This is a genomic window from Stenotrophomonas sp. (assembly GCF_032056425.1).
Lineage (GTDB): Bacteria > Pseudomonadota > Gammaproteobacteria > Xanthomonadales > Xanthomonadaceae > Stenotrophomonas.
The window spans coordinates 109,412-132,021 of the sequence record NZ_DAMBCN010000007.1; the positions used below are offsets into that span (position 1 = coordinate 109,412).

The window sequence follows — 22,610 nt, forward strand, 5'->3', positions numbered from 1 at the left end:
TTCCTTTCCCTGGGGTCAGGAACAGCAATGGCGACGCGACGACCCGCGTTCAAGGTCGATCCACGCCCTGCGTGGAGGGATGCACCACCGCCAGGACGCGGTCAGAGCCCCTTCGGGGATCCCCGAGGGTTACATCCAGGGCAGGATCCAGTGGTCCACCAGCAGGAAGGCGAACAGCGCCATCAGGTACACGATGGAGTACTGGAACATCTTCATCGAGAAGAACTCATCCGGCGGGCTCTGCATGCGCCAGGCGTACCAGAGGAACACGCCATTGAGCACGATCGCCCCGCCCAGGTAGAACGGCCCGCTCATGCCCGCCAGGTAGGGCACCACGCACACCAGCGCCAGCACCACCGAGTAGGCCAGGATCTGCTTGCGCGTGTGCACCACGCCGTGGGTGACCGGCAGCATCGGGATCTTCGCCTTGGCGTAGTCCTCGCGGCGGAAGATCGCCAGCGCCCAGAAGTGCGGCGGGGTCCAGATGAAGATGATCAGTACCAGCAGCGACGAATACGCCCAGTCCGACGAACCCTGCATGCCGGTGATCGCCGCCCAGCCCAGCATCGGCGGCATCGCGCCGGCCAGGCCGCCGATGACGATGTTCTGCGAGGTCGCCCGCTTCAGGTACACGGTGTAGATCACCGCATAACCGATCAGCGAGGCGAAGGTCAGCACCGCGGTGATCCAGTTCACCCACAGCAGCAGGATCGCCATCGACAGCACGATCAGCACGCCGGCGAACACCAGCACCTGCCACGGCTTGACCTTGCCCACCACCAGCGGGCGCCACGAGGTGCGCGCCATCTGCGCGTCGATATGCGCATCCAGCAGCTGGTTGATGGCGGCGGCGGCCGAAGCGGCCAGCCAGATGCCCAGGAAGCCCAGCGCACCGGCGCGTACCTGCTCCCAGCTGGGCACGCCCGGAATGGCCAGGACCATGCCGACCAGGGCGGTGAAGACGATCAGGGCCACGACCTTGGGCTTGGTCAGGTCCCAGTACTGGCGATAGTTGGAAAACATGCGATCAGTCCGGCGCGCGCAGGCGGGCCAGCAGGCTCACCAGCACGAACAACAGGGCAACGGCCACGCCGTTGTGGGCCACGGCCACCGCCAGCGGCAGGGCCAGCTTCACGTTCAGGATGCCCAGGGTGACCTGCAGCACCAGCAGCGCGACCAGTGCACTGGCCCAGCCGCGCATGCTGGGCAGGCGGAACAGGCGCAGGCCGAGCCACAGCAGGTAGCCGGCCACCACCAGGGCGAACAGGCGGTGCGCCATCTGGATGGCGATGCGAGAAGCGCCATCCAGCACGCCCCCTTCGTAATCCACGCCGATGCCGCGCCACAGGGTGAAACCTTCCACGAAGTTGTGCTGCGGCCACCACTGGTTGGCACAGCGCGGGAAATTGTCCAGCGACGCGCTGCCGCCACCGCAGGCCAGCGCAGCGTAGTTGGCGCTGACCCAGCCGCCCAGGGCGATCTGGGTGACCAGCACCGCCACGCCGATGCGCAGCAGCCACTTCAGCTTCGGTGCTTCGGCCAGAGTGATCGGCAGGTGCGTTGCCCGCCAGGCCATCCACACCAGCAGGCCGAACATCAGCATGCCGCCCAGCAGGTGGCCCATCACCACGATCGGCTTCAGCAGCAGGGTGACGGTCCACATGCCCAGCAGGGCCTGGAAGATCACCACCGCCAGGGTCAGCAGGGCCGCCCGCGCCAGGTCGATGTTGCCCCAACGCAGCGCGGCGATCAGCAGGATCGCCTCACCTGTCAGGGCCAGGGCACTGGCCGTGCCATGCCAGCCCATCATGTACAGGGGTATGCCGGCGGCCACCAGCACGCAGGCGGTCACCACCGCCGTGCTGCCGAAGCGCCGCTTGCGGGTGGCCAGCAGGGCCAGGGTCAGGATCTCGATGCCCAGCGCGCCGGCCAGGAAACGGTGCACCTGCTCGCGCCAGGCCTTGTGCGTTTCCAGCGGGCGGATCTCGGCAGCCGGATGGCCGATGGTTTCTTCCACGTGCTGCGGCCAGGTGGCCTGGCCATAGCAGGTCGGCCAGTCCGGGCAGCTCAGGCCAGCATCGGACAGGCGCACGAAGGCGCCGAACATGATCGTGCTGGCGGTCATGATCATGGCAAACCACGCCAGGCGGTGGAAATTACGGTGCAGCGCCGGACGCGCGGAAAGGCTCATCAAACGGGACTCACTTCAGTTTCAGCAACGTGGCCATGTCCTTGCGCAGGCCGCCCAGATCACTGCCGGGGGCATGGCGCATGATCACGAAGCCGTTCGGATCGATCACATAGACCGGCAATCCGGCCGGATCGTCGGCACCGGGCAACGCCGCGCGCAGGGCGGGCGACGGCGCCAGTGGCCGCAGCGCGGGCAGTGCGGCGATCGGCGCCGGTGGCGTGCCCAGCCACAGAATCTCCACATTATCGGCGTTATGGCCGAACAGCTGCCACACCTTGCCCAGTCCCTGCGACAAAGTGACGCACTGCGCGTCGCAGGCACCGGCCGGCGCTACCAGCAACCGCCAAGTGCGCGCCTCGGGGTTCCACGGGTAGGGCTGGCCGTTGGCCAGGGTTGGCGGCTGCTGACGCAGGTCCACCGGCGGCTGCAGCAGTTGCCCGGCATTGCGGTGCCCGGTGGGCTGCCAGCCGGTGAAGCGCAGCACGGCGGCCAGCGCCATCGCCCCGAAGAACACGGCGAACAGCAGCAGCAGGGTGCGGCGGCCGGAACCGCGTGCCTGCGGGGTGGTGGCGGTGTTCATGCGGGCATTTTCTCATGGTTGGGTGGAAGGAAACGGCCGGCGCTCTGGTGGTCGGGGGGAAAGGAAGCGGTCGGCGCTCTGGTAGCCCCCGGCCTTGGTCGGGGGAAAGAGTGCCGGCCAAGGTCGGCACCCACCGGCGCCGATCAACGCCGCCGCCGGCGCCATTCCAGCACCAGCGCCACCACCAGCACGGTCAGCGCCAGGCCGAACCACTGCACGGCGTAGCCCAGGTGGCGCTGCGGCGGCAGGGTGTTGGGCAGCAGGTCCAGATCGCGCTCGTCGCCGATCGGCAGCGCCGGGTCCAGCCGCAGTACGCGGTCGGGCAGCGCGGCCAGGCCCAGCGCGCGGGCCAGGCCGTCGGCGGGCAGGCGGCTGGCCAGCCAGCGCCCGGGCTGGCCGGTTTCACTGAACGCCGGGCCCAGCGCCAGGCCGGCCGACGGCGGCGGCGCCAGCAACCCGCGCACGGCCAGCGGCGCCGGCAGCGTGTCCAGCACCGGCAAGGTGCGATCCGGCGGCAGCGCGCGCCAGCCCAGGTCGACCAGCACCACGCTGCCACTGTCACTGCGCAACGGCCGGTACACCTTCACGCCGGCGCGACCATGGCGCATCTGGTTGTCCAGCAGCACCACGCCCGGCAGGAAGCGGCCATGGTCGGCCACCCCATGCAGCGCGCCGGGCGCCGCCAGCGCCTGCGCCAGTGGCAGGGCCTGCGCCACGGCCGGCCCCTGTGCATCCAGCAGTGCCTGCTTGGCGTGCATGCGCTGCAACTGCCACAGGCCCAAGGCGGTGAAGCCGGCCGTCGCCAGCAGTGCCAACAGCCAGCCGATCCAGCGCGTGTGCTGGCGCATCATGACAAGTCCACGCAAACGCGGTCAGATAGGCGCATCCACCCTGCCCCCGAGCCGCGCATGAGTGATTCGCTGAAGACCCTGCTGGTGATCGCGTTCCTGATCGTCATCGTCTGGAATCTGGGCGCCGGCCTGTACTACCTGCTGGTCGACCGCGGCCAGACCAAGCGCACGGTCAATGCGCTCACCCGCCGCATCGCCGTGTCGGTGGCCCTGATCGCGCTGGTGATCGTCAGCATCTACATGGGCTGGATCAAGCCACACGGCGTCGGCGGCTGACGGTACCCGCCGCTGCGCACTCAAAGGACGTAGACGAACAGGAACAGCATCAGCCACACCACGTCCACGAAGTGCCAGTACCACGCGGCGGCTTCGAAACCGAAGTGGTTGTCGCGGGTGAAGTGGCCCTTGGCCGAGCGCAGCCACATCACGATCAGCATGATCGTGCCCAGCAGCACATGCGCACCGTGGAAGCCGGTCAGCATGAAGAACGTCGAGCCGTAGATGCCCGAGCCCAGGGTCAGGTTCAGTTCCTTGTAGGCGTGGATGTACTCCTCGGCCTGCAGGGTCAGGAAGAACGCACCCAGCAGCACGGTCAGGCCCAGCCACACCAGCAGCTGGCGGCGGTGGCCGCCCTTCAGTGCGTGGTGGGCGATGGTCAGGGTCACACCGGAGGTGAGCAGGATCAGCGTGTTGATCAGCGGCAGGCCCCAGGCGGGAATGGTCTGGAACGCGCCACCGATCGCCGCCGGTCCATTGGTCGGCCAGCCAGCCGAATAGCCCTGCCACAGCAGCTCGTTGGTCATCACCCCATCGCCTTCGCCGCTCAGCCACGGCAGGCCCAGGTTGCGGGTGTAGAACAGCGCGCCGAAGAAGGCACCGAAGAACATCACTTCGGAGAAGATGAACCAGACCATGCCCATGCGGAATGAGCCATCGACCTGGCGGTTGTAGTGCCCGGCCTGCGATTCGCGCACCACATCGCTGAACCACCAGAACAGGGTCAGCACCAGCATGGCCAGGCCGGCATAGAAGGTCCAGCGGCCCCAACCGGCATCGTTCAACCAGCTGGCCACGCCCACCATGGTCACCATCATCGCGATGGAGCCCACGAACGGCCAGCGGCTCTGGGCCGGGACGAAATACACATTGGCGTCGTGCGGGGTCTGGGCCATGTCGGTTTCCGGGTCAGGGAGCGGCGTGCGCGCCTTCCGATGTGGCGGCCGCAGCCAGCCGGTCGGACAGCGCATCGTTGCGATAGAAGGTGTAGGAGAGGGTGATCGTCTTGATTTCCGGGGGCAGGTCCGGGTCGACGATGAAACGCACCGGCATATCGCGCTTCTCACCGGCCTGCAGGGTCTGGGCGGTGAAGCAGAAGCATTCGGTCTTGCTGAAGAACCCCGACGCGCGTGCCGGCGCCACCGAAGGCACGGCGCTGCCGACCACGGCCCCGGCACTGTCGTTGCGGGCGAAGTACAGGGCCTCGTTGAGTTCGCCCGGCACCACGTCCATGGTCAGCTGCTCGGGGTGGAACGACCACGGCAGGCGCGAATTCACCCCACCGTCGAACTCCACGCGCACGGTGCGCTTGCCGGTGGCCGCACCGGTGCTGGCTTCACTGCCGGGGCCGCGTTCCAGGCGCACGCCGAACACTTTCTCGCAGGCGATGCGGTACAGCGGCACCAGCGAGAACGTCAGCAGGAACACCGCCACCGCCACGCCGATCAGGCGCGGCAGGCCGGCGCTGCGCGAGGTCGCGGTGGCCGGTGCCTCGCTCATCGGCCGACCACCCCGCTCAGGATGAAGCCCACGTAGACCAGCACGGCAATGGCACCCACCCACAGCGCGGTGCGGCGGGCGCGCTGGCGTTGCAGGTCGATGCTGTGGCTTTGGCTTTGGCTTTGGTAGAGCCGACCGTTGGTCGGCTGCATTTCGCGAGTCGACTGACCGTCGACTCTACCCAAGGCGTCAGTCGAGCATGGCTCGACTCTACCAATCGGAAACGGGTTCTCGTTATGCATGGCCCACCTCAATGCGTGATGTCATCGTGGGCCAGGTCGCCCGGGCGCAGGGTCGGCGGCGTGGTGAAGGTGTGCGCCGGTGCCGGTGAGGGCAAGGTCCACTCCAGCCCGCGTGCGCCTTCCCAGGAACGGTCGGCGGCCTTTTCGCCATTGCGCAGCGACGACAGCAGGATCGCCGCCATCATGAACGGCGTGGCGAACATGCCGAACGCACCGATCGAGCTGATCAGGTTCCAGTCGGCGAAGGCCACGCTGTAATCGGGAATGCGACGCGGCATGCCGGCCAGGCCCAGGAAGTGCTGCGGGAAGAACAGCAGGTTCACGAACACGATCGACCACCAGAAGTGCACCTTGGCCCACTTTTCGCTGTACATGCGTCCGGTCCACTTCGGCCACCAGTAATACACCGCGGCGATCAGCGCGAACACCGCACCGGTCACCAGCACGTAGTGGAAGTGGGCCACCACGAAGTAGGTGTCGTGGTACTGGAAGTCGGCGGCCACGATGGCCAGCATCAGGCCGGAGAACCCGCCGATGGTGAACAGGATGACGAAGGCCACCGACCACAGCATCGGCGCTTCGAAGGTAAGCGAGCCGCGCCACATGGTGCTGACCCAGTTGAACACCTTCACCCCGGTCGGGATCGAAATCAGCATGGTGGCGAACATGAAGTAGATCTCGCCCCCCAGCGGCATGCCCACGGTGAACATGTGGTGGGCCCAGACGATGAACGACAGGAAGGCGATCGCCGCGGTGGCGTAGACCATGGCCTGGTAGCCGAACAGCGGCTTGCGGCTGAAGGTCGGGATGATCTCGCTGACCACGCCGAAGGCGGGCAGGATCATGATGTAGACCTCCGGGTGCCCGAAGAACCAGAAGATGTGCTGGTACATCACCGGGTCACCGCCACCGGCGGCATTGAAGAAGCTGGTACCGAAGAACTTGTCGGTCAGCAGCATGGTCACCGCGCCGGCCAGCACCGGCATCACCGCAATCAGCAGGAACGCGGTGATCAGCCAGGCCCAGCAGAAGATCGGCATCTTCAGCAGGTCGATGCCCGGCGCACGCATGTTCAGCACGGTGGCGATGATGTTGATCGCGCCCATGATGGAGCTGATGCCGGCCACGTGGATGGCGAACACGCTGAAGGCCACGTTGTAGCCGCCCTGCAGCGACAGCGGCGGGTACAGCGTCCAGCCACCGGCCGGTGCGCCGCCGGGCAGGAACAGGGTCAGCAGCAGCAGGCTGAAGGCCACCGGCAACAGCCAGAACGACCAGTTGTTCATGCGCGGGAGAGCCATGTCCGGCGCGCCGATCTGCAGCGGAATCATCCAGTTGGCCAGGCCCACGAAGGCCGGCATCACGCCACCGAAGATCATCACCAGTGCGTGCACGGTGGTCATCTGGTTGAAGAATTCGGGTTTGACGAACTGCAGGCCCGGCTGCGCCAGTTCGGCACGGATCACCACGCTCATCGCCGCGCCGATGATGAACATGATGAAGCTGAAACCCAGGTACAGCGTGCCGATGTCCTTGTGGTTGGTCGAGAAGAACCAACGCTCGAAGAAGCTCTGGTGGTGATGGTGATCGTCGTGCCCAACTGCCGAGTGCGCCATTGCAAAACACCTCTCAGAATCGGTTGTCACCGCGGCCGCAGGCGGCCACGGGTGTTGGATCAGGCCCCGTCGGCCGGCGCTGCCGGCGCCGCAGCGGGCGCGGCGGCATCAGGTGCGGCTTCCGCTGCTGCAGGTGTGGCCGGTGCCGCCGGCTCGGCAGGCGGCGCCGGCTTGCGCTGGGCCAGCCACTGCCTGAAGTCTTCCTTGGACACCGCCTCGACCACGATCGGCATGAAACCGTGGTCCTTGCCGCACAGTTCGGCGCACTGGCCACGGTAGACGCCGGGCTGCTCGATGCTGGTCCACGCTTCATTGATGAAGCCGGGAATGGCGTCCTGCTTCCAGCCCAGCGCCGGCACCCACCAGGCGTGGATCACATCGTCGGAGGTGATGACGAAGCGCACCTTGGTATCGACCGGCAGCACCAGCCGGTTGTCCACGTCCAGCAGGTAATGCGGGTGGCTTTCACGGTCGGGCACGATGCCGCTCTGCCGTACCCGGTCCGATTCGCGGTCCAGGCGGCTGGTGAAGGTCACGTTCTCGCCCAGGTATTCGTACTTCCACATCCACTGGTAGCCGGTGATCTTCACCGTCATCTCGGCATCGCGGGTGTCGTACATCTTGATCAGGTTGGCCGTGGCCGGCCAGGCCATCACCACCAGGATGATCACCGGAATGACGGTCCAGATGATCTCGGCCTTGGTGTTGTGGCTGAAGGTGGCCGCCACCGCGCCCTTGGACTTGCGGAACTTGAACATCGCATAGCCCATCGCGCCGAACACGATGACCCCGATCACCGTGCAGATGATCAGCGACAGATTGTTCGACTCCCAGGCCAAGCGCGAGGTCTGGGTAACCCCCTTGCCCATGTTCAGCTGCCACGGCTTGGGATCGGCCGCCTGTGCCCAGGCCAGCGCCGGTACCAGTCCCCCGGCCACCACCGCGGCGGCCGCTGCAACGCACTTCGTGCCCCACCTGCTGCTTTGCTTCATTGCCTAGACCCTTAGCGTCGTCGGTTGCCGCCATCGCTGGCGGCGAGCAAGCCTTCAAGCATTTCAGCAAGCGTCTGGCGTTCGGCCGGTGCGAGGAAACTGCCTACCTCCACCTGCCGTCCGCTGGATGCCAGCCGGACCCTCTCATCACCGGTCACCAGGCGTACCCAATGCGGGTGTGCCCGGAACACCGGCGAACCACCGGGCGTGGGGATGACTTCCACACACGCCGGTACTACCCGGATCTCCTCCTGCCGTTCACCGCTGCGCCACAGGGCACGCAGGGCGGCTGCCAGCAACAGGCTGTACAGCAGCGCGAACAGGGGGGCGAACACATTGCCAGCCAGCCAACCCACGGCCGAAACCAGCCACATGGCCCCGCCCAACACGGTGAACAACAGGATGAACTGCCGGGCATCGAGCGCCCGTGGGGGACGCAGCCGCAGCTGCGTACCTGACCCATCCGGAGCTGGAAGCACCTCGATCATGTCGCAACCGCGTTCCTGCCGCGGGAAACGTCTCGATGGTAGCCCTGCCCTCTCGCCGGTAGCAAGGGTGCATTCACACTTTTTCCGATGTTGCAATACAGCATGACCCCGGCAGCGCGAATGACGAATTCGGCATAAATCTGCACGCACGTGCTGAACAGGCTGAATCCACCGCCATCAGGGGCTATCGGCGTTCATCAAGGACGCAGATGGGCACTTCCCGGCGGCCAAAAAATGATTAAAATCGCCAAGTTTTCCACTGGCCGGACCGGCATGAACGCACCCTCCTCCTCCCCTGCCGCCAGCGACGCCCCGCGTCCGGGCGCGCTGCTGTCGCCGGAACTGCCGGCGCCCCCCTCCCCGTTCCGCCAGGCCATCACCGATGCCTGGTTGAAGGACGAGGCCAGCCACGTGCGTGACCTGCTGGCGCAGGCGCGCCTGCCGGCCGAGGAACGGGCCAAGGTGCAGGCGCTGGCCGCCGACCTGGTGGGCCGGGTGCGCGTGCGCGCCAAGGACCAGGGCGCCATCGAAGCCTTCATGCGCCAGTACGATCTGGGCAGCGAGGAAGGCGTGTTGCTGATGTGCGTGGCCGAGGCGCTGCTGCGCATTCCCGACCAGGACACCGCCGACAAGCTGATCCGCGACAAGCTGGCCGATGCCGACTGGGAAAAGCATCTGGGCGGCAGCGATTCGGTGCTGGTCAACGCCTCCACCTGGGGCCTGATGCTGACCGGCAAGCTGGTGCAGATGAACGACGCCACCCGCGCCGATGCGCCCAGCGCGTTCAAGCGCCTGGTCGGTCGCGTGGGTGAACCGGTGGTGCGCCTGGCCGTGCGCCAGGCGATGAAGATCATGGGCCACCAGTTCGTGATGGGCCGCACCATCAGCGAAGCGCTGGCGCGCTCGCACAAGGGCGACAACGCCAGCTACCGCTATTCGTTCGACATGCTGGGCGAAGGCGCGCTGACCATGAAGGATGCGCTGCGCTACCTGGAAGACTACCGTCGTGCGATCCACGCCATCGGCGGTGATCACAAGGCGCGCGGCGGCCGCCCGGATGGCGACGTCAACAACGCACCGGGCATCTCGATCAAGCTGTCCGCGCTGTATCCGCGCTACGAGCATGCCAAGCGCGAGCGCGTGCTGACCGACCTGGTGCCGGGCGTGCTGGAACTGGCGCAGCTGGCCAAGAGCTACGGCATTGGCTGCACGGTCGATGCCGAAGAATCCGACCGCCTGGAACTGTCGCTGGACATCATCGAACAGGTGTTCTGCGACGCATCGCTGGCTGGCTGGGATGGCTTCGGCGTGGTCGTGCAGGCCTACCAGAAGCGTACCCCGTACACCATCGACCACCTGGCCGACATGGCGCGCCGCGCCGGTCGCCGCCTGCAGGTGCGCCTGGTGAAGGGCGCCTACTGGGATGCCGAGATCAAGCGCGCGCAGATCGAAGGCTATCCGGGCTACCCGGTGTTCACCCGCAAGCAGAACACCGACGTGTCCTACCTGGCGTGCGCCAAGCGTCTGTTCACCCATGCCGACGCGATCTACCCGATGTTCGCCACGCACAATGCGCACACCATCGCCGCGGTGCGCAGCATCGCCAACGGTGGCGTGTACGAGCACCAGAAGCTGCACGGCATGGGCGACGACCTGTACGCCGAAGTGGTGCCGGCCGATCGCCTGGGCCTGCCCTGCCGCGTGTATGCCCCGGTCGGTTCGCACGAAGACCTGCTGCCGTACCTGGTGCGCCGCCTGCTGGAAAACGGCGCCAACTCCAGCTTCGTCAACCGCATCACCGACGAGCGCGTGCCGATTGCCGACCTGATCCGTGACCCGGTCGAGATGGTCGCCTCGTTCGAATCGATTCCGCACCCCAAGATCCCGCTGCCGGTTGACCTGCTGCGCAGCCAGAACCACGACAGGAAGAACTCCATGGGCGCCAACCTCGCCAACGACAACGAACTGCGCGCCCTGGCCGAGCAGATCAACGCGGCTGTGAAGCCTTGGCAGGCTGCGCCGCTGGTGCCGGGCGCGGTCACCACCGGTGCCTCGCTGCCGGTCACCAACCCGGCCGACAGCCGTGACGTGGTGGGCCAGTGGCAGGCCGCCGACGCCGCCACCGTGCAGAAGGCGCTGGCCAATGCCGTGGCCGCGCAGCCGGCCTGGAACCGCACCCCGGCCGCCAGCCGCGCCGCCATCCTGGAACATGCCGCCGACCAGCTGGAAGCGCGCATGCCCGAGTTCATGGCGCTGTGCGTGAAGGAAGCCGGCAAGAGCCTGCCCGATGGCATCGCCGAAGTGCGCGAAGCGGTGGATTTCCTGCGCTACTACGCCAAGCAGGCCCGCGAACAGTTCAGCCACGCCGAAAAGCTGCCCAGCCCGACCGGTGAATCCAACGAGCTGCAGCTGCACGGCCGCGGCGTGTTCGTCTGCATCAGCCCGTGGAACTTCCCGCTGGCGATCTTCCTGGGCCAGGTGGCCGCTGCCCTGGCCGCCGGCAACAGCGTGATCGCCAAGCCGGCCGAGCAGACCAACCTGATCGGCTACTACGCGGTGAAGCTGCTGCACGACGCCGGCGTACCGGCCGAGGTGGTGCAGTTCCTGCCGGGCGACGGTGCCACCGTCGGCGCCGCGCTGACCGCCGATCCGCGTGTAGCGGGCGTGGCCTTCACCGGCTCCACCGAAACCGCCCGCGCGATCAACCGCGCCATGGCTGCGCGTGATGCTGCCATCGGTGTGCTGATTGCCGAAACCGGCGGCCAGAACGCCTTCATCGCCGACTCTTCGGCGCTGCCGGAACAGCTGGTCAAGGACGCCATCGGTTCGGCCTTCACCTCCGCCGGCCAGCGCTGCTCGGCTGCGCGCGTGCTGTTCGTGCAGGACGACATCGCCGACAAGGTGATGACCATGCTGGCCGGCGCAATGAAGGAACTGAAGGTCGGCAACCCCGGCCTGCTGTCCACCGACGTCGGTCCGGTGATCGACGCCGACGCACTGAAGATCCTGCAGGACCACGCCGCGCGCATGGACCGCGAAGCGCGCCTGATCGCCGCAGCCGAACTGTCCGCCGAGGCCGCCCACGGCACCTTCTTCGCGCCGCGTGCGTACGAACTGAAGGATCTGGGCCAGCTGCAGAAGGAAGTGTTCGGCCCGGTGCTGCACGTGATCCGCTGGAAGGGCGAGCAGCTGGATGCGGTGATCGACCAGATCAACGCCACCGGCTACGGCCTGACCCTGGGCGTGCATTCGCGCATCGACGAAACCGTGGACCGCATCAGCAACGGCGTCCACGTCGGCAACGTCTACGTCAACCGCAACCAGATCGGTGCAGTGGTGGGCGTGCAGCCGTTCGGCGGCCAGGGCCTGTCCGGCACCGGCCCCAAGGCCGGCGGCCCGCACTACCTGCTGCGCTTCGCCACCGAAAAGACGGTGACCGTGAACACCACCGCCGCCGGTGGCAATGCCTCGCTGCTGACCCTGGGCGACTAAGACACCCCTCCCTTCCACGGGTGTGATGGATGCACGGAAAACCCCGCGAAAGCGGGGTTTTTTGTGTGCTTCCGGTGGCGCCAGGCGATGCCCGGCCGCGCTTACCCAGCCGCCACGCTGAAGCGTTTGTCCGCGCGTTTGCCCAGCTCGCCCTGCACCGTCGCAATACGCGTTTCCAGATCGCCTTCCAGCAGCACATACGGCACCCCACGCGCCTGCAGTTGCTGCAGGTACCACGCGTGCTGCCGCGCGCGGAATTCCACGCCCACGCGCGTGCCGTCCTGCACGAACGGAATATCCGGCGCGCACAGGAACAGCAGATCGTAGGGCCGCATCGCCGCCTGCTGCAGCGCTGGTGGCGCCGTCCCGAACATCCAGCCGCTGTAGCCCAGGGTCACCAGCGGCGTGGTATCGCAGAACAGCCAGCGCACCGCGTCGGCAGCCGCGTCATCTTCATGCCGGGCCTGGGTGGCCGCGATACGCAGCAGGTCCTCGGCCTGCAACGTCCCGCCCTGCTGTTCCCACAAGGTGCGCCCATACTCGGGCACCCAGCGGCTGCCCAGGCGTTCGGCCAGCATCCGCGCCAGCGTGCTCTTGCCCGTGGATTCGCCACCGATGAAGGCCACGCGCTGCACGTAGTCGGCGTACACCTCCGCTGAAAGGCTGCTGCGGTGTGTATGGGGATCGGCACGCAGCTCAGTCCCACTGGCCTGGCCGATGTCGGTCGAACGTTCCAGCCGATGATGCTGCACCGGTGCAGCGAAGTGCTGGGCCAGGGCTGCAGCAAAACCATCGCCGTAGTCTTCGCCGGTGAACACCGCCTGCACCGGACCACCGAACAGCGCCAGGCACAGCCATGCGGTGAAGTCGCGCTGCACCTGCTCGCTTTCGCTGTCCTGCGGCAGCGCGCGCACCGCCACACCATGCGTGCGGCACAGCGTGGCCAGGCGCGCATCGTCCAGCACCGCGACGGACGCCTGCGGGAACCGCGCCCGCAGCCAGCGCTCGCGCCTCTCGGCGCTGTAGCCGGCGAAGCCCGGCTGCGACCAGCCGATCACCAGCAGCTGCTGGCAGCGCGCGGCCGCGAATTCGATCAGCCGCTCGTGGCCACGGTGCAGCGGGCAGAACTTGCCCACCACCAGGCCACGCGGCACCGGGTCAGGCAGCGGCATCGGCCGCGCCCGCCGCCGCGCGGTCGGCGCGCATCAGCGTGCGCCAGTGGCGCAGCGCCACCAGCGCATTGATCCAGAAACCGATGTACAGGATCGAGGTCAGGTGCAGGCCGCGGCTGTAGTACAGCGGCACCGCAATGGTGTTGACCAGCAGCCACACCCACCACGATTCCAGCTTGCGCCGCATCATCAGGATCTGCGCGATCACGCTGAACACCAGCACGGCTGAATCGATGTAGGGCGCGTACGCCTGGGTCAGCCGGGTCAGCATCCAGCCGTAGCCCAGCGTGCCCACCACCGCCAACGGCAGCAGCCACGCCCAGGCGCGTGGGCGCAGGGAGGTGATCGGCAACGGCGCGCCGTGGTCACCCCGCAGCCACTGCCACCAGCCCAGCACGCTGATGACGATGAAGAAGCCCTGCAGCACCATGTCGGCGTACAGGTGGGAACGCTCGAACACTGCGGCAAACAGCGCGCAGCCGACGATGCCCAGCCACCAGGTGTGCACGTTGTTGCGCCCAGCCAACAGGATCGAGCCCGCGACGGCGATGTTGGCGGCCAGCTCCAGCTGGAAATTCGGATCGGACAGGTTCATGCCGCCATTGTCGTTGATCTGCATACGCACTGGAGTCAGAGCCCTTTCCTGTGGAGAGGGATCCGACCCCGTCACACCACGGTAGATCCACGCCATGCGTGGATGGCCGCCCCTCAGTAGATCCACGCCATGCGTGGATGGCTCCGCAAAAAGAAAGCCCCGCTTGCGCGGGGCCTCCTTCGCACTGCTTCAGGCCGTGGCCTGGATCAGAACTTGTACTGGAACGACGCAGCCAGCACGTCGCCACGGACCTTGTACTTGCCCGACAGCGAGTTGCCTTGGTTGTTGGTGGTCGCCGGCACGTTCACGTTCGGGTCGCTGGTGAACAGGTGGGTGTAACCGAAGTTGTATTCGGTGTTGGCCGACGGCGTCCAGCCCACGCCCAGCGACAGCCACTTGCGGCTGGTATCCGGCACGCGCACGTCGCGGTGGGCATCGGTGGTCGGGGTCTGGTCCAGCGCAACGCCGCCACGCAGGGTGACGGTGTCGCTCAGCTTGAAGTCGGTACCCAGCGAGACGAAGGTGGTATCGCGGTAGCCAAATTCCAGCACCGAGTCCGGCTGCGCCGAGGCGTAGTCGATGGTGACCTGGTCGAAGGCGGTCGACCAGGCGGTACGGGTGACGTCACCCATCACCGTCCAGCGGTCGTTGACCTTGTGGGTCACGCTCAGGGTGGCCGACGCCGGCAGGGTCACCGTAGCCTTGCCGCTGGTGGTGACAAAGCGGCCCGGCTGGGCTGCAGCCAGCACGGTCGCGGTACGACCGTTGTCGTTGGGCATGTCGAAGGTAGCGTCGCCGCCGGTGATCTTGTGCTCGACCTTGGACCGGTAGCTGATGCCGATGTGGGTGTTTTCATCGATGCTGAACAGACCACCGACGGTCCAACCCACGGCGTTGTTGTCGCCTTCTACGGTCAGCTTGCCGTCGGCGTTGCCCGGGGCGTAGCCCGGAACGCGCGCCTGGGCCAGCGCAGTGCCGAAGTCGATGTTGTTGCTGAGCTCGATGGTCAGGTGTTCGACGAACACCGACGCACCGAACGACACATACGGATTCACGTCATAGGACGCAGCAAAGCCGAGGTCGATCGCCTTCAGGTCAGTCTTCAGGCCGCTGTAGCGACCCACCCAGCCGTTGTCGTATTCGGTCTTGAAGCCGAACGGAGCGGTCAGCGAGACACCGAAGTGCGCCTTCTCGCCGATCGGCATATGGAAGTACGCGGCCGGCACCGGAGCGATCATGCCGGCATCGCCACCGTCGCTGCCGGTCTGTGCGGCGCCGGTCGGCTTACGACCCTGGCCCTTGAACTCGGCCTTGAAGCTGATCGCGCTGAGGTCACCCTGGACCATGGTGCCGTCCAGCTGGCGCATGCCGGCCGGGTTGACGGCGATGATGGAGGCGTCGCCCTCGGCGCTGCCAGAACCGGCGAACGCGCGGCCGAGGCCCTTGGCGCTGTTTTCCTTCAGCTGGAAGGCGGCGGCATTGGCATCGGCGGCGGCCAGCGCACCGGCAACGCCGACGGCCAGCAGCGTCAGTCGGGCAATGGTGGAAGCAGTTTGCATCGTGTTCTCTCTCCGGTAAGCGGTGATGGTGCTCTGAGTGCGCCTGCGCCTACCGGACCCGAAGGCCCGCCAGAACGCGCCGGATTCCCCTCCCGACATACGACGCCGTATGCGAGTATCACTCAGAGCCGTTAATGAAACAATAACAGCAGCAAGGGTTTTAGCCGCGTAAAACATGAACAGGCACCTCACCGCAGAATGCCTGCGCACGCTAGGCTAGCGCCCATGTTCGTCTCGCTCCCCTCACGCAAAAAGGCGGCCCTGCGCTGGGCCACCCCCGTGCTGTTTGCGTCAGTGTGGCTGGCGTTCCTGTGGTCGATCTCGCGCCCGGATGATGCCCGGCGCAGCCTGTGGCTGGACTGGGGTGCCCTGTCCACCGGCCTGACCCACCCGCTGGACTACTGGGCCACCCTGCAGGACGGCAGCGTGCTGCGCCTGTTCACCGCGCTGTTCCTGCACGCCGACTGGTCGCACCTGCTGGGCAACCTGGTGTTCCTGCTGATCTTCGGCCTGCCGGCCGAGCGCGTGCTGGGCCCGTGGCGGCTGCTGCTGCTGTTCCTGCTGGGCGGTGCCGTATCGAACCTGGTGGCGATCTACACCATGGGCAGCCCCGACCAGATCATCATCGGCGCCAGCGGCGCGGTGTCGGCGCTGATCGGCGCCTATCTGGCCCTGTTCCCCGGTGCACGGCTGGGCGTGGTCATTCCGCTGGGCCTGTTCCTGGAGTTCGTGCGCGCCCCCGCGTATCTGCTGATCGGCGTGTGGGCCGCGTTGCAGGTGGTGTTCGCCTACATCGGCCCGACCTTCGGCATGGTGGCCTGGTGGGCACACATCGGCGGCTTCCTGTTCGGCCTGCTGTACGGCGTATACGTGCGCGCCGCGATCGCCCGCAAGCTGCGCAAGCGCCACGGCTTCTAGCCGCGCATCGTAGCGTCGAGCTTGCTCGACTGCCTTGGCTTCTCCGTAGAGTCGAGCTTGCTCGACTGCCTTTCCATGAATCAGTCGAGCAAGCTCGACTCTACCGACGGCGCGCGGCTGACCAGCAACGTGTTGTGGTGGGTGTCGAACACCAGCGCGGCGCCCCCCTCCAGCACCACTGCATATTCGAAGAAGTGCAGCTCGCCCAGCAGAGGCACCAGCTCGGCCGCCTGCAGGGACCATACCGGCCAAGGTGTCGCGCGTTCGTCGGAAACGATCAACTGGATCTCACCCTGCGCAGGCCCCAGAAGTTCCGCCAGGCGGGCAAGCCCCTGCGTGCCATCGTCGTAGCGTGCATGTACCTGTGCTGCGGGGGCACCGTCCCACCACAGAATCCGATCGGGGTCGATGCCGTGCCGATGCGCCAGCGCGTCGAGCCACGGGCCGGCGGCGCCGGGCGGCCAGGGCGCGCGGGCCAGCAGTTCGCCGATACGGGTGCTGAGCGCAGTGTCATCCATGGGCGGGGTGGAACCACGCCGGGCAGGGCCCGGCGCTACCGTCAGGGTTTTGCCGGGGCCGGGGCAGGCTTCGGTTCCGGCTTCGGTTCGGCCTTGGCTTCCGGCTTGGCCGCAGCGGCCTTCGCCGCCTTGGCCGCATCCGCCTTCGCTGCTTCGGCCTTCAAGCGTGCAGCCACCGAACCGGGGTGCTTCAGCTCGGCCAGGGCATCGTCAATCGGGCCATCGCCCGGCAGCACGGCACCGGCGTGATAGCCCTCGGTACCTTCGTCGTCGCCGCGCAGGTGACCCGGCAGGGTCGCTTCGCTGTAGTCGCTCAGGCTGGCCGGCAGTGCTTCTTCCTCCGGCGTCGGGGCCGGCTTCAGTTCCACCTCCGGCACGATGCCGGTGGCCTGGATCGATCTGCCGCTGGGCGTGTAGTACCGCGCCGTGGTCAGCTTCACCGAATCGCCATTGTCCAGCGGCAGCACGGTCTGCACCGAGCCCTTGCCGAAGGTACGGCTGCCCACCACGCGTGCGCGCTGGTTGTCACGCAGCGCACCGGCCAGCACTTCGGACGCACTGGCCGAGCCTGCATCCACCAGCACGACCACCGGCGCCCCCTTCAGCAGGTCGCCCGGGGTGGCGTCGAAGCGGGCGTCGCTGATGCGGATGCGGCCGCGCGTGCTGACGATGTTGCCCTTCTCAAGCAGATCATCGGCCACCTGCACCGCGGCCGTCAGCAGGCCACCGGGGTTGCTGCGCAGATCCAGCACCAGGCCCTTCAGGCTGCCACCGGACTGCTTCTGCAGCTGCTGCACATGCTTCTGGAAATCGGCACCGGTGTCGGCCTGGAACGTGGCCAGGCGGATGTAGCCGTAGCCGGGCTCCAGCAGGCGGCTGCGCACGCTGGTCACGCGGATGGTCTGCCGGGTCAGCGGCACATCGAACGGCTTGGGCTTGCCCTCGCGCACGATGGTCAGCACCACCTTGCTGCCAGCCGGGCCACGCAGCGGTTCGCTGGCATCGATGGCACTGATCGGCTTGCCGTCGATGGCAATGATCAGGTCGCCGGCCAGAATGCCGGCCTTGGCCGCCGGTGTATCGTCAATCGGCGAAATCACCTTCATCGAGGCGTTGTCCGGCTGCTGCTGCAGCTCCACGCCGATGCCTTCATAGGCGCCGTTGGCCTGCTCGTCGAAGGCCTCGGCATCTTCCTTGTTGAAGTAGGTGCTGTGCGGATCCAGATCCAGCAGCAGGCCGCGCACGGCCGACTGCATCAGCTTGTTGTCGTCCACCGGGTCCACGTAGGCCGCGCGCACCGCGTTGTAGACCGCTACGAAGCGCCGGATGTCTTCCAGCGGCACCTTCGATGTCACCGCCTCCTCAGCGCTGGCGGCCTGCCCCGGGGTTTCGGCGGCGGCCGCAGGCGCGGTCTGCTGCGCCCAGGACAACGCTGGCAACAAAGCCAGCAAGAGGGTGGCGGTACGGGCTGCGCGCATGGATCACTCCTGTCGACGGTGGCATCGTGCCCAAGGCACATGCACCGATTATGCGCGAAGCGTGGCTAAATTCCCGTTGAATCCCGCGGCCCTGCAGCCGCCAGGATTCAGCGACGCTGCAGCCAGCTGTCCGGATTGACCGGCTGGCCACCGCGGCGCAGTTCAAAGTAAAGCGCGGTCACACCCTGGCCACCGGAATTGCCCACCTTGGCCACCGCATCACCGCGGCTGACGCGCGCGCCGGCATCCTTCAGCAGGGTGTCGTTGTGCGCGTAGAGACTCATGTAGCCATTGCCATGGTCGACGATCAGGATCATGCCGTAACCGGTCATCCAGTCGGAGAACACCACGGTGCCATCGGCCACGGCTGTTACGGTGCTGCCGGCGGGTGCACCGATCAGCACGCCGCTGCTGGTACGGCCGTCGGGCAGCTTGCCGCCATAGCGGGCCAGCAGATTGCCCGACAGCGGCCAGCCCAGGCCGCCAACCTTCGGCGCGGGCGCCGAGGCAACCGCCGGCGGCACTTTGGCGGGCGGTGCCGGGCGGCCTTCGGCCTTGGCCTGGCGTGCGGCCTTTTCGGCAGCTGCCTTTTCCGCTGCGGCCTTGCGCGCGGCGGCGCGACGCTCGGCCTCGGCGCGTGCGGCGGCAGCGCGCAGGTTGGCCAGCAGGGTTTCCAGCGCCTTGGCATCCTGGCCCAGCGCTTGTTCCTTCTCACGCTGGTCCTTGAAGCGTTCTTCCAGCGAGGCCACCGTCTGCGCGCGTTCGCGGCGGTCGGCAGCCAGCGTCGCGGCCTGCTGCTTCTGGTCGCGCTGGGCCCCCTGCAGCTGCTGGTGGCGATCGGCAATCTGGGCCTGCAGCGTCTCCAGTTCCTTCAGGTCGGCCGTCAGTGTGGCCATGCGCTGGGCCCGCTCGCGTTGCAGGTAGCGGTGGTAGGCCAGGGCGCGATTCGCATCGGCTACGGTGTCCTGCGACAGCAGCAGCTTCAGCGGTGCGTGACTGCCCAGCTGGTAGGCCGCGCGCAACAGACCGGCAAGCTCGCGATGCTGCTGGGCCAGGGTGGCCTGCAGTGCATTGCGGCGCTGCTCGGCCTGGGCCAGGGCCTGGGCCTGCTCGCGCAATGCCGATTCGGTCTGGGCCAGGGTGCGGCTGGTGCGGGCCACTTTCTCGTCTGCCTCGCGCAGCTGCCGTGAGGCTTGGCCGCGCTGGCCCTCGATCTGCCGGCGCTCCTGCGCCACGTCCTTCAGCTCGCTGCGCAGCTTCTGCAGCTTGCGCTCGGCCTCGCGGGTCGACGCGGTCTGCGCGCCGCCGGGGACCGGCAGTGCCAGCGCCAAGGCCAGCCCCAGCAACAGACAACGCGCGCCGCGGGCGGCGGTGTGATGCTGGCGTGAGGGGAAGACGTTGTGGCGCAAGGGCTTTCCAGTGACTTCAGGCAGTTGCAGGGGGTGCCGGGGAATGGTGACATCTCCGCACGCGGCCTGCCAGCCGCACAACAACGAGGTCCCCATGAAAACCCACTCCATTCCGCTGCTGTTGGGCCTGCTGCTGGCCGCCGCGCCGCTGGCCGCGCAGGAAAACATCAGCAAGGTCAACGGCAGCATCAGCGCCGATCCGGGCCAGCGCTACGGCAAGCTGGACACCGTCAATGGCAGCATCCGCGTGGGTGAAGGCGTGGAAACCGGCAGCATCGACACCGTCAACGGCGGGGTGACCGTGGCCGACCGCGCACGCACCGGCAGCATCGAGACGGTGAACGGTGGCGTTCGCCTGGGTCGCGAGGTGATCGCCCACGGCGATGTCAGCACGGTCAACGGCAGCATCTTCAGCGACCACGGCAGCCAGATCGAAGGCGGCGTGGAGACCGTCAACGGCGGCATCGGCCTGGTCAGCAGCCAGGTGCGCAAGGACGTGGAGACCGTGAACGGCGATATCACCGTCGGCATCGGTTCCCAAGTGTCCGGTGGCGTGCACGTGCGCAAGCCGAATTTCAGTGTCTCGCTGACCACCAGCCGCAAGCCGCGCATCATCATCGGCCCCAATGCGGTCGTCAGCGGCCCGCTGGAGTTCGAACGCGAGGTGGTGCTGTACGTGCACCGCAGCGCCCGCATCGGCCCGGTCACCGGCGCCGAAGCCATCCCCTTCGACACCGATACCGCTCCGGCGGATTGACGTCGTGCCACACCGGGGCTTGTTCCCCGCTACTTGGCCGTGCCTGGCGCGGCCCCCTTCTGTATCCAGGATACCGACGATGCCCCGTAAACTCCTCCTGTGCCTGGCCGCTGCGGCCGCGCTCAGCGCCTGCAAGGGCGAAGACACGCCAGCCGCCGCGCCGGCCGCCGACACCGCCGCTGCCGCCACGCCGGCCAGCCACGCGTTCTCGCCGGAGATCAACGCCGCAGACTTCAGCGAGATGGTGAAGACGCTGGCCTCGGACGAATTCGAAGGCCGCGCCCCCGGCAGCAAGGGCGAAGAACTGACGGTGAACTACATCCGCGACCAGATGCAGCGCATCGGCCTGCAGCCGGGCAACGGCGACAGCTGGTTCCAGGACGTGCCGATGACCGAAACCACGGCCGACGAATCGACCGTGCTGAAGATCGACCAGGGCGGCAAGACCACCGAACTGAAGTTCGGCACCGACATGGTGGTCGGCACCCGTACCGGCCAGACCGAGGTGAAGCTGGATGCCAGCAACCTGGTGTTCGTCGGCTACGGCGTGGATGCGCCGGAACAGAAGTGGAATGACTACCAGGGCCAGGACTGGAAGGGCAAGACGGTGGTCATGTTCGTCAATGACCCGGGCTTCCACGTCGACGACCAGACCCTGTTCGACGGCAAGCGCATGACTTACTACGGCCGTTGGACGTACAAGTTCGAAGAGGCCGCGCGCAAGGGTGCTGCCGGCGCGCTGATCGTGCATGACACCGCCGGCGCCTCCTATGGCTGGGACGTGGTGAAGAATTCCTGGGCCGGCCCGCAGTACGACCTGCCGGCCAAGGATGATCCGGAACGTCGCCTGCCGGTGCAGGGCTGGCTGAGTGCCGAGGCCGCCAAGGCGCTGTTCGCCGGTGCTGGCCTGGACCTGGCCCAGGCCTACAAGGACGCCAGCAAGCGCGGCTTCAAGCCGGTGCCGCTGCAGGCCACCGCCTCGGTCGACCTGAAGAGCCAGGTTGCCCAGAAGCAGTCGCGCAACGTGGTGGGCGTGCTGCCGGGCAGCAAGCGTGCCGACGAAGCCGTGCTGTACATGGCCCACTGGGACCATCTGGGCAAGCACGAAGGCGAGGAAGGCGACAACATCTACAACGGTGCCGTGGACAACGCCACGGGTGTGGCCGGCATCCTGGAGGTGGCCGAAGCCATGGCCCACCAGGACCCGAAGCCGGAGCGCTCGGTGGTGTTCCTGGCCGTGACCCTGGAAGAGTCGGGCCTGCTGGGTTCGAAGTACTACGTGGCCCACCCGACCTTCCCGCTGGACAAGATCGCCGGCGTGATCAACATCGACGCGATGTCGGTGGCCGGCCGTGCCAAGGACGTGACCGTCACCGGTTTCGGCAGTTCCGAGCTGGAGGACATCCTGAAGCCGTTGGCGGCCGCACAGGACCGCACCCTGCACGGTGAGACCTCGGTTCAGAGCGGCTTCTACTTCCGTTCCGACCACTTCAACTTCGCCAAGGCCGGCGTGCCGGCCCTGTATGCCGATGGCGGTGAGGACCTGCGCGACGGCGGCGTAGACGCCGGCCGCAAGGCAGCCACTGACTACGGCAACAACCGCTACCACGGCCCGAAGGATGAGTTCGACGCCGCCACCTGGAAGCTGGATGGCACCGTGGAAGACCTGCAGTTGATGTACGGCGTGGGCAAAGAACTGGCAGGCGGCGATCGCTGGCCGAACTGGTATGAAGGCAATCCCTTCAAGGCCGCCCGCGACACGATGATGAAGAACAAGGCCTCGGCCCCGTAACGCCGCGTCTGCTCGATTGATCGGTAGAGTCGAGCTTGCTCGACTGAAGCAGCGGCGCCCCACGGGGCGCCGTTTTTTTGTGCCTCGCCAGGGGTGGGGGCCAACCTTGGTTGGCACGCGCTCTGCTCTGGTAGGTGCCAACCTTGGTTGGCACGCCTTTCCATCCACGCATGCCGTGGATCTA

The 22,610-nt window shown here is 67.1% G+C and carries 21 protein-coding genes; 5 read left to right on the forward strand and 16 right to left on the reverse strand.

Annotated features, from left to right (window positions below; genetic code table 11):
* Window positions 1-129: 129 nt before the first annotated feature.
* The 4 genes from cyoE to RTY46_RS07440 all read right to left on the reverse strand — a co-directional run bounded on the left by cyoE (window position 130) and on the right by RTY46_RS07440 (window position 3,622).
* Window positions 130-1,023, reverse strand: a complete 894-nt coding sequence (gene cyoE, locus RTY46_RS07425; protein ID WP_312707521.1) for a heme o synthase — start codon at window positions 1,021-1,023, stop codon at window positions 130-132.
* A 4-nt stretch (window positions 1,024-1,027) separates the two neighbouring features.
* Window positions 1,028-2,191 carry a COX15/CtaA family protein gene (locus RTY46_RS07430; protein WP_312707523.1) on the reverse strand — a complete coding sequence of 388 codons (1,164 nt, stop codon included), beginning with the start codon at window positions 2,189-2,191 and terminating at the stop codon, window positions 1,028-1,030.
* 10 nt (window positions 2,192-2,201) lie between these two features.
* The gene (locus RTY46_RS07435; protein WP_108751940.1) at window positions 2,202-2,771 is read right to left on the reverse strand and encodes a hypothetical protein; all 570 of its coding nucleotides are present in this window, start codon (window positions 2,769-2,771) and stop codon (window positions 2,202-2,204) included.
* A 143-nt stretch (window positions 2,772-2,914) separates the two neighbouring features.
* Window positions 2,915-3,622 carry an SURF1 family protein gene (locus tag RTY46_RS07440; RefSeq protein WP_312707524.1) on the reverse strand — a complete coding sequence of 236 codons (708 nt, stop codon included), beginning with the start codon at window positions 3,620-3,622 and terminating at the stop codon, window positions 2,915-2,917.
* 57 nt (window positions 3,623-3,679) lie between these two features.
* On the opposite strand from RTY46_RS07440, the gene RTY46_RS07445 reads away from it, so the two are divergent.
* Window positions 3,680-3,898 carry a twin transmembrane helix small protein gene (locus RTY46_RS07445; protein WP_108748240.1) on the forward strand — a complete coding sequence of 73 codons (219 nt, stop codon included), beginning with the start codon at window positions 3,680-3,682 and terminating at the stop codon, window positions 3,896-3,898.
* 20 nt (window positions 3,899-3,918) lie between these two features.
* On the opposite strand, the gene RTY46_RS07450 is transcribed toward RTY46_RS07445, so the two are convergent.
* The 6 genes from RTY46_RS07450 to RTY46_RS07475 form a co-directional block, all read right to left on the reverse strand.
* On the reverse strand, window positions 3,919-4,794 hold the full coding sequence (locus RTY46_RS07450) for a cytochrome c oxidase subunit 3 (protein ID WP_312707525.1): 876 nt from the start codon (window positions 4,792-4,794) through the stop codon (window positions 3,919-3,921).
* A 13-nt stretch (window positions 4,795-4,807) separates the two neighbouring features.
* Window positions 4,808-5,398, reverse strand: a complete 591-nt coding sequence (locus tag RTY46_RS07455; RefSeq protein WP_312707526.1) for a cytochrome c oxidase assembly protein — start codon at window positions 5,396-5,398, stop codon at window positions 4,808-4,810.
* Window positions 5,395-5,550 (reverse strand): hypothetical protein, encoded by a 156-nt coding sequence (locus RTY46_RS07460; protein ID WP_312707527.1) that lies wholly within the window; start codon window positions 5,548-5,550, stop codon window positions 5,395-5,397. Before RTY46_RS07460 ends, RTY46_RS07455 begins: the two co-directional genes overlap by 4 nt.
* Window positions 5,551-5,648: 98 nt before the next feature.
* The gene (gene ctaD / locus RTY46_RS07465) at window positions 5,649-7,256 is read right to left on the reverse strand and encodes a cytochrome c oxidase subunit I (RefSeq protein WP_108751936.1); all 1,608 of its coding nucleotides are present in this window, start codon (window positions 7,254-7,256) and stop codon (window positions 5,649-5,651) included.
* 59 nt (window positions 7,257-7,315) lie between these two features.
* Entirely contained in the window at window positions 7,316-8,248 is a 933-nt protein-coding gene (gene coxB, locus RTY46_RS07470) for a cytochrome c oxidase subunit II (protein ID WP_108751935.1), read from the reverse strand.
* A gap of 11 nt (window positions 8,249-8,259) precedes the next feature.
* Window positions 8,260-8,736, reverse strand: coding sequence for a DUF2244 domain-containing protein (locus RTY46_RS07475; protein WP_108748234.1), 477 nt, complete (start codon window positions 8,734-8,736; stop codon window positions 8,260-8,262).
* 273 nt (window positions 8,737-9,009) lie between these two features.
* Here RTY46_RS07475 and putA point away from each other — a divergent pair, with 273 nt between their 5' ends.
* A complete protein-coding gene (putA, locus tag RTY46_RS07480; protein WP_312707529.1) occupies window positions 9,010-12,228 on the forward strand; it encodes a bifunctional proline dehydrogenase/L-glutamate gamma-semialdehyde dehydrogenase PutA in 3,219 nt (1,072 codons plus the stop codon).
* Between the two features lie 101 nt (window positions 12,229-12,329).
* Here the strand turns inward: putA and RTY46_RS07485 are convergent, their stop codons facing one another.
* From RTY46_RS07485 to RTY46_RS07495, 3 genes are all read right to left on the reverse strand, one after another.
* On the reverse strand, window positions 12,330-13,400 hold the full coding sequence (locus tag RTY46_RS07485) for an AAA family ATPase (RefSeq protein ID WP_312707530.1): 1,071 nt from the start codon (window positions 13,398-13,400) through the stop codon (window positions 12,330-12,332).
* Window positions 13,387-13,995: a nicotinamide riboside transporter PnuC gene (gene pnuC, locus RTY46_RS07490; RefSeq protein WP_312707541.1), complete on the reverse strand. Its 609-nt coding sequence runs from the start codon at window positions 13,993-13,995 to the stop codon at window positions 13,387-13,389. The genes RTY46_RS07485 and pnuC overlap by 14 nt, the downstream gene beginning before the upstream one ends.
* A gap of 206 nt (window positions 13,996-14,201) precedes the next feature.
* Complete coding sequence (locus RTY46_RS07495) at window positions 14,202-15,554, reverse strand: outer membrane protein transport protein (RefSeq protein ID WP_312707531.1); 1,353 nt, start codon at window positions 15,552-15,554, stop codon at window positions 14,202-14,204.
* A gap of 225 nt (window positions 15,555-15,779) precedes the next feature.
* Here RTY46_RS07495 and RTY46_RS07500 point away from each other — a divergent pair, with 225 nt between their 5' ends.
* A complete protein-coding gene (locus tag RTY46_RS07500; protein ID WP_108748229.1) occupies window positions 15,780-16,472 on the forward strand; it encodes a rhomboid family intramembrane serine protease in 693 nt (230 codons plus the stop codon).
* Window positions 16,473-16,552: 80 nt separating this feature from the next.
* Here RTY46_RS07500 and RTY46_RS07505 read toward each other — a convergent pair whose 3' ends face one another.
* From RTY46_RS07505 to RTY46_RS07515, 3 genes are all read right to left on the reverse strand, one after another.
* The gene (locus RTY46_RS07505; protein ID WP_312707533.1) at window positions 16,553-16,990 is read right to left on the reverse strand and encodes a hypothetical protein; all 438 of its coding nucleotides are present in this window, start codon (window positions 16,988-16,990) and stop codon (window positions 16,553-16,555) included.
* A gap of 41 nt (window positions 16,991-17,031) precedes the next feature.
* Window positions 17,032-18,468 (reverse strand): S41 family peptidase, encoded by a 1,437-nt coding sequence (locus RTY46_RS07510; RefSeq protein ID WP_312707534.1) that lies wholly within the window; start codon window positions 18,466-18,468, stop codon window positions 17,032-17,034.
* Between the two features lie 107 nt (window positions 18,469-18,575).
* A complete protein-coding gene (locus RTY46_RS07515) occupies window positions 18,576-19,877 on the reverse strand; it encodes a peptidoglycan DD-metalloendopeptidase family protein (RefSeq protein WP_312707536.1) in 1,302 nt (433 codons plus the stop codon).
* Window positions 19,878-19,971: 94 nt separating this feature from the next.
* Between RTY46_RS07515 and RTY46_RS07520 the strand changes: the two genes are divergently transcribed.
* Window positions 19,972-20,634 carry a hypothetical protein gene (locus RTY46_RS07520; protein ID WP_312707537.1) on the forward strand — a complete coding sequence of 221 codons (663 nt, stop codon included), beginning with the start codon at window positions 19,972-19,974 and terminating at the stop codon, window positions 20,632-20,634.
* Between the two features lie 79 nt (window positions 20,635-20,713).
* Entirely contained in the window at window positions 20,714-22,426 is a 1,713-nt protein-coding gene (locus RTY46_RS07525) for a M28 family metallopeptidase (protein ID WP_312707538.1), read from the forward strand.
* Window positions 22,427-22,610 lie beyond the last annotated feature (184 nt).